At 73.0% G+C, this 4,221-nt stretch carries 8 protein-coding genes; 2 read left to right on the top strand and 6 right to left on the bottom strand.

Annotation, left to right across the window (positions count from 1 at the left end; translation table 11 throughout):
• Positions 1-815, top strand: an 815-nt coding sequence (locus DAT37_RS12240) for an NAD-dependent epimerase/dehydratase family protein (RefSeq protein ID WP_109524895.1), incomplete at its 5' end; no start/stop codon positions are given.
• Positions 816-875: 60 nt separating this feature from the next.
• On the opposite strand, the gene DAT37_RS12235 is transcribed toward DAT37_RS12240, so the two are convergent.
• The 6 genes from DAT37_RS12235 to DAT37_RS45410 form a co-directional block, all read right to left on the bottom strand.
• Positions 876-1,274, bottom strand: coding sequence for an STAS domain-containing protein (locus DAT37_RS12235; RefSeq protein WP_157978451.1), 399 nt, complete (start codon positions 1,272-1,274; stop codon positions 876-878).
• A gap of 214 nt (positions 1,275-1,488) precedes the next feature.
• Positions 1,489-1,854 (bottom strand): STAS domain-containing protein, encoded by a 366-nt coding sequence (locus DAT37_RS12230; protein WP_109524893.1) that lies wholly within the window; start codon positions 1,852-1,854, stop codon positions 1,489-1,491.
• 101 nt (positions 1,855-1,955) lie between these two features.
• A complete protein-coding gene (locus tag DAT37_RS12225; RefSeq protein ID WP_198654211.1) occupies positions 1,956-2,645 on the bottom strand; it encodes a glycosyltransferase family protein in 690 nt (229 codons plus the stop codon).
• Positions 2,617-2,850 carry a hypothetical protein gene (locus tag DAT37_RS44885; RefSeq protein ID WP_198654210.1) on the bottom strand — a complete coding sequence of 78 codons (234 nt, stop codon included), beginning with the start codon at positions 2,848-2,850 and terminating at the stop codon, positions 2,617-2,619. Before DAT37_RS44885 ends, DAT37_RS12225 begins: the two co-directional genes overlap by 29 nt.
• Positions 2,847-3,089: a sulfotransferase domain-containing protein gene (locus DAT37_RS12220; protein WP_198654209.1), complete on the bottom strand. Its 243-nt coding sequence runs from the start codon at positions 3,087-3,089 to the stop codon at positions 2,847-2,849. Before DAT37_RS12220 ends, DAT37_RS44885 begins: the two co-directional genes overlap by 4 nt.
• Before the next feature lie 2 nt (positions 3,090-3,091).
• Positions 3,092-3,223 carry a sulfotransferase gene (locus DAT37_RS45410; protein WP_232839701.1) on the bottom strand — a complete coding sequence of 44 codons (132 nt, stop codon included), beginning with the start codon at positions 3,221-3,223 and terminating at the stop codon, positions 3,092-3,094.
• Between the two features lie 77 nt (positions 3,224-3,300).
• Between DAT37_RS45410 and DAT37_RS12215 the strand changes: the two genes are divergently transcribed.
• Positions 3,301-4,221 (top strand): sialidase family protein (locus DAT37_RS12215; RefSeq protein WP_109524896.1); only part of this gene is annotated, 921 nt, incomplete at its 3' end.

Raw genomic sequence — 4,221 nt, 5'->3', positions numbered from 1 at the left:
TCACCGTCACCTGGCGGTCCAACGTGCTGGGCAGCATGCGCGTCTTCCGCGCGGCGGCCGACGCCGGGGTGCCCGCCCTGGTGTACGCCTCCTCGGTGGGGGCGTACTCGCCGGGGCCCAAGGACCGGCCCGTGGACGAGAGCTGGCCGACGCACGGCTGGCCGGGCGCCGCGTACAGCCGGGAGAAGGCCTACGTCGAACGGGTGCTGGACGTCTTCGAGCACGACCACCCGGACATCCGCGTGGTGCGCATGCGACCGGGCTTCGTCTTCAAGCGGGAGGCCGCCTCCGAGCAGCGGCGGCTGTTCGGTGGCCCGTTCGTGCCGCGGCGGCTGCTGCGGCCGGGGCGGATCCCGTTCGTGCCTGACATCCCCGGGCTGCGCTTCCAGGCGCTGCACGCCGACGACGCCGGCGAGGCGTACCGGCTGGCGGTGAGCAGGCCGGTCACCGGAGCGTTCAACCTGGCCGCCGAGCCGGTGCTGGACCCGGAGTCCCTGGCCCGGCTGCTCGGCGCGAGGACGGTGGCGCTCTCGCCGCGGCTGGCCCGCGGCGCCATGGCCGCCGGCTGGCACCTGCGGCTGCTCCCTGCGGCGCCCGGGCTGTTCGAGATGCTGCTGCGGCAGCCGGTCATGAGCACGGAGCGGGCTCGGGACGTGCTGGGCTGGACGCCGCGGTACTCGGCCGCCGACGCCGTGCGGGAGCTCATGGAGGGGCTGCACGAGGGGGCCGGGATGGACACCGCGCCGCTGGCGCCCGACGGCGGGCCCGCGGGGCGGCTGAAGGAGGTCGCCTCCGGCGTCGCCGGACGTCCGTGAGAGGGTTGCGGGGCGCTGAGGCTGCGCGGGAGGCGGTTCGGGGCCGCTGGGGGCCGGTGGTCAGGCCGCGCTGGTGCCGCCGCTGCCCTGGGCGGGGCGAGGGGGCTCCGATGGGCTGAGGGCGGCGGTCAGGGCGTCCTCCACGGTCTCGTGCACCGGGAGGTGGGCTTCGACCCGGGTGATCCTGACGATCCGGGCGGGCATGGTCTGCAGGGCGGCCAGCCGGGCGCTGCCGCCGTGCCGCGCGACGGCCAGGCACGAGTTGAGCAGGGCGCGCAGGCCCGCGCTGTCCATGAAACGCACTTCGGTCAGGTCGAACACGAGGTGATCGTCCGGCCCCTGGCGCGCCTCGGCGACGTACGACTCCAGCCGACCTGCGTTGGTCGCGTCGAGCTCACCGCCGACGGCGATCACGGTGACGCCCGGCAGGCGCTGGGAGGCGTACGTCAGCCAGGACATCACAGATCCCATGGATCCGAAGCCTGTGGTCGCGCGCAGGTCGCCATGAACGAACCATAGCCCCTCGCATCTGCCGCGGTCGTCCAAGGAAACTTGGGATTCCAATGACGAATATCGCGGTCTGCCTACTCGTGGTTGCGCGAAGCATGTGCTAGCGGGCGGATCTGCGAGCTTTGTCCTCTTTGCGGTTGGCGGGCGGCTGACCAGCTGTAGGTCAGCTCTTTTCCGTGATGGCGGCGGTGGCCTGGTCGGCGCTCGGATAGAGGTCGAACGCCTGCGTCAGCCCCGTCATGCGGAAGACCCGTTCGAGCCGCGCGGTCAGCCCGGCCAGCGCGATCGTGCCGCCGCGCTCCAGGATGAGCTTGCGCAGGACCAGGAACAGCCGGATGCCCGTGGAGTCGCAGAACTCCAGCCCGCTCAGGTCCAGCACGAGGTGCCGGTGCTCGGGCGCCAGCAGGCCGTCCATGTCGGCACGGAGCTGGGCCGCGCTGATGTAGTCGAGCTCACCGGTCAGGGCCAGGACGCACGTGCCGGTGGTGGCGTCGGCCGAGGTCTGCGTCAGCTGAACAGGTGCGGTCACCGCGAATGCCTTCCCTCGATCGGAGGAACAGCGCCAGGGTTGATCAGCGTCGCCGTCATGTGCTCGTCGTCACCGTCTTCTCTTTCGCGATCACACGCAGTTTAGTCACGTTTTCCGCTGATCGTGCCCGTCCGGGAGGGTCTAGCAGGGCTCGTACATGCCGGCGATCGGCTCACGGTGGAGCAGCCGGGTGAAGAGGTCCACCCACAGTGGCATGACGGCGTCCGGCGCGTACGACCTGGCCGTGCGCGCGGCCGCGGTCCCGAGCCGCAGGCGCAGCTCGCGGTCGCCCATGAGCCGGTCGAGGGCGGCCGCCGGCCGTCCAGGCCCTGGCGGCCGACGAGCGCCGCGAGGGCCGCCCTCCTCGTCCCGGAGCCGAAGATGCGCAGCTCCCAGTCGGCGTGCCGGCGGGCCGCCTGGCCGAACGCCGGCACGAGCAGGTCGAAGCCCTTCTGCCAGACCAGCCGGCCGGCCGCCACCACGACGGGGTTCTCCTGCCGGGACGGCTCGCCGGACAGGGAGACCGGGTTGGGGATGCGCACGACCGGCGTACGCCCCAGCAGCTCGCGGTAGGCGAGCTGGTTGGTCCGGGTCAGCACGGCCACGGCGTCGAAGCGGCCGTAGTAGCGGGCGAAGTCCTCGCGGACCGGCTCGGGGTAGGCGTGCAGGTTCATGTGGTCCTGCGCCACGCGGACCACGCTCTTCGGGGCGCGGCGGGCGGAGATCAGGCTGAGCGCGGGCCGGGTCGTGACGAGGACGCCGTCACGCAGCGAGGAGACGTAGTCGATCACGGTCCTCTCCACCCGCTCGGTGAAGTAGTCGGCGGCGAACTCGCCCCGCGGCACGGACCACGCTGACGATCTCCACCTGGTGGCCCAGCGCCGCCATCGCGCTCGCCTGGTTGAACACCGTGCGGATCGTCCCGCCCAGCCCGTAGGCGTGCAGCAGCAGGTAGCGGATCCGCATGGGGGCGCCGGGGGGCGCGGGGCCGCTCATAGGTACCCCCAGCTCCTGCACATCGGCCTGAGCGCGTCCGGGATCTCGCCGGGAGCCGGGAGGGCGCGGCCGGGCTGGACGCTGCCCGAGCGGATCTTGTCCTGCCAGTCGCCCAGGCCCTTGGTGACCACACCCGGCATGCCGTACTCCAGCATCTCCCGCGTCCACGGGATGCCGAGGAACTCGCAGACGGCCCTGGTCTCGCGTTCGGGGTCCTCGGTGAGGCTCTCGTAGCGCACGGTCAGGCCGGTGAGCGCAGCAGCGTGGAGCCGGACCTGACGGGCGACAGGATGAACACCGGCGCCGTCAGCAGCCTGTCGAGCGCGGGATCGGCCGGCGGCCTGACCGGGACCTGCGCTCCGTCACCGGTCACCGCCGGTTGGCGGCGCCGCAACCGGGGGGACACCGCGTGGACACCGCGGCGCAGGGGCGGGCGGCCATGCTGGCCCGATGCAGACGGAGCGCTATCCCACGTCTGTGCCCTTCCGCGCGGGCACGGACGGCTACCACACCTTCCGCATCCCAGCGACCGTGGTCACGAAGGCCGGAACCGTGCTCGCCTTCGCCGAGGGCAGGCGCGGCTCGGCCGACGACCACGGCCACATCGACCTGGTGCTCAGGCGATCAACGGACGGCGGCCGGACCTGGGGCCCGCTCCAGGTCGTGGGCCGCGAGCCGAACCGCGGCACGGTCGGCAACCCGTCCCCGGTGGTGACCTCCGGCGGCAGGATCGTGCTGGTCTCGGTGCGCAACGGGCCGGCCGCGACCGAGGACAGGATCAGGCGGGGCCAGGTGCCCGCCGCCCAGGGCCGCCGCGTGTACGTCCAGACGAGCGACGACGACGGCGTCACCTGGTCGGCGCCGCGCGAGATCACCGCCGGCGTGAAGCGCCCCGAGTGGCGGTGGTACGCCACCACGCCGGGCCACGCCGTCCAGCTGAGGCACGGCGCGCACGCGGGCCGCGTCGTCGTCCCGGCCAACCACTCGCTGCCGCCGGCCGGCGGCGACAACGGCACCGAGGCCAAGTACAACGGCGGCCACGCCCTGCTGAGCGACGACGGCGGCCAGACCTGGCGCATCGGGTACGTCGACGACAACCCGGACGGCTACGTCAACGTCAACGAAACCACGGCCACGGAGTTGCCCGACGGCCGCCTCTACCTCAACACCCGCACCGACTCCACCGCGCCCGGCACCAGGGCGGACGCCTGCTCGCCCGACGGCGGCCAGAGCCTCGAGCTGCCGTTCCGCCCGCAGGCCGGTCTGGTCTGCCCGGTGGTCGAGGGCAGCGTGCTGTGGCTGGACGAGCCAGGTGTGCTCCTGTTCTCCGGGCCGGGGATCCCCGACGCGAGGGCCGTGATGACGGTACGC

The organism is Nocardia aurea, assembly GCF_003123685.1.
GTDB lineage: Bacteria > Actinomycetota > Actinomycetes > Mycobacteriales > Mycobacteriaceae > Nocardia > Nocardia aurea.
The sequence above is the reverse complement of the archived record's forward strand: the minus strand, read 5'-3'. Positions and strand labels throughout refer to the sequence as shown.

What these genes read in the sequence shown, in the direction of transcription:
- DAT37_RS12235 (WP_157978451.1), bottom strand. Translation starts at nt 1,274, where the DNA reads ATGTCCTGGCTGACGTACGCCTCCCAGCGCCTGCCGGGCGTCACCGTG.
- DAT37_RS44885 (WP_198654210.1), bottom strand. Translation starts at nt 2,850, where the DNA reads ATGAGCGGCCCCGCGCCCCCCGGCGCCCCCATGCGGATCCGCTACCTG.